General features: G+C 71.8%; 1 protein-coding gene. It reads left to right on the top strand.

The genetic code is table 11. The features are described from left to right. The coding region (locus tag IE178_RS35035; RefSeq protein ID WP_193515067.1) for an acyltransferase domain-containing protein at positions 1-1,140 on the top strand (1,140 nt) is incomplete at both ends.

The following is a 1,140-nucleotide window of genomic DNA, read 5'->3' as shown; positions in this document are numbered from 1 at the left end:
TGACGGCTCCGAACGGTCCGTCGCAGGAGCGGGTGATTCGGGCGGCGTTGGCCGGTGCGGGTCTGAGTGGTTCCGATGTGGATGTGGTGGAGGCGCACGGGACGGGGACCCGGCTGGGGGACCCGATCGAGGCGCAGGCACTGCTGAACACCTACGGTCAGGAGCACAGCGCGGAGCAGCCTCTGTGGCTGGGTTCGCTGAAGTCCAACATCGGGCACGCGCAGGCGGCGGCCGGTGTCGGCGGTGTGATCAAGATGGTGCAGGCGATGCGCCACGGTGTCCTGCCCAAGTCCCTGTACGCCGATGAGCCCACGCCGGTCGTCGACTGGACGGACGGCGCGGTCGAACTGCTCGCCGAGGCCCGGGAGTGGCCGGCCGTGGACCGTCCCCGACGGGCCGGCGTGTCCTCCTTCGGAATCAGCGGCACCAACGCCCACGTCATCATCGAACAAGCACCGGACGAACCGTCCCGCACCGGGACGAACCCCGACCAGGACCACCCCGCGGTCCCCTGGATCCTCTCCGCCCGCGGCGAGGAGGCCCTGCGCGACCAGGCCCGGCGGCTGCACACCCACGTGACCCGCAACCCGGACCTGACGCCCGGCGACATCGCCTACTCGCTCGCGACCGCGCGCGCCGTTCTGGAGAACAGCGCGGTCGTCGTCGCCGCCGACCGCGACGCGCTCCTCGCGGGCCTCGCGACGCTGGCCGAGGACGGCTCCGCGCCCTCCGTCGTACGCGCCACCGCCGACCAACCCGGCAAGACCGCCTTCCTGTTCACCGGACAGGGCAGCCAGCGGCTCGGCATGGGTCGCGAACTGTACGCCGGCTCACCGCAGTTCGCCCGCGCCCTCGACGAGGTGTGCGCACGGCTCGACACCGAGCTCAGCCACCCCCTCAAGGACGTGCTGTTCGCCCGGCCGGGCTCCGAGGAGGCCGCGCTGCTGGACCAGACCGTCTTCACCCAGGCGGCGCTGTTCGCGGTCGAGGTCGCCCTCTACCGGTGGTTCGAGTCCCACGGGGTGACACCGGACTACCTGCTGGGTCATTCGGTGGGTGAGGTGGTGGCCGCGCATGTCGCGGGGGTGCTGGATCTGGCGGATGCGGCGGCGTTGGTGGCTGCGCGTGGCCGTTTGATGC

Source organism: Streptomyces griseoloalbus, from assembly GCA_014650015.1.
In the GTDB taxonomy this organism is placed as follows: domain Bacteria; phylum Actinomycetota; class Actinomycetes; order Streptomycetales; family Streptomycetaceae; genus Streptomyces; species Streptomyces griseoloalbus.
Note: the sequence above shows the minus strand (reverse complement) of the source record. Positions and strands in the feature narration are given on the sequence as shown.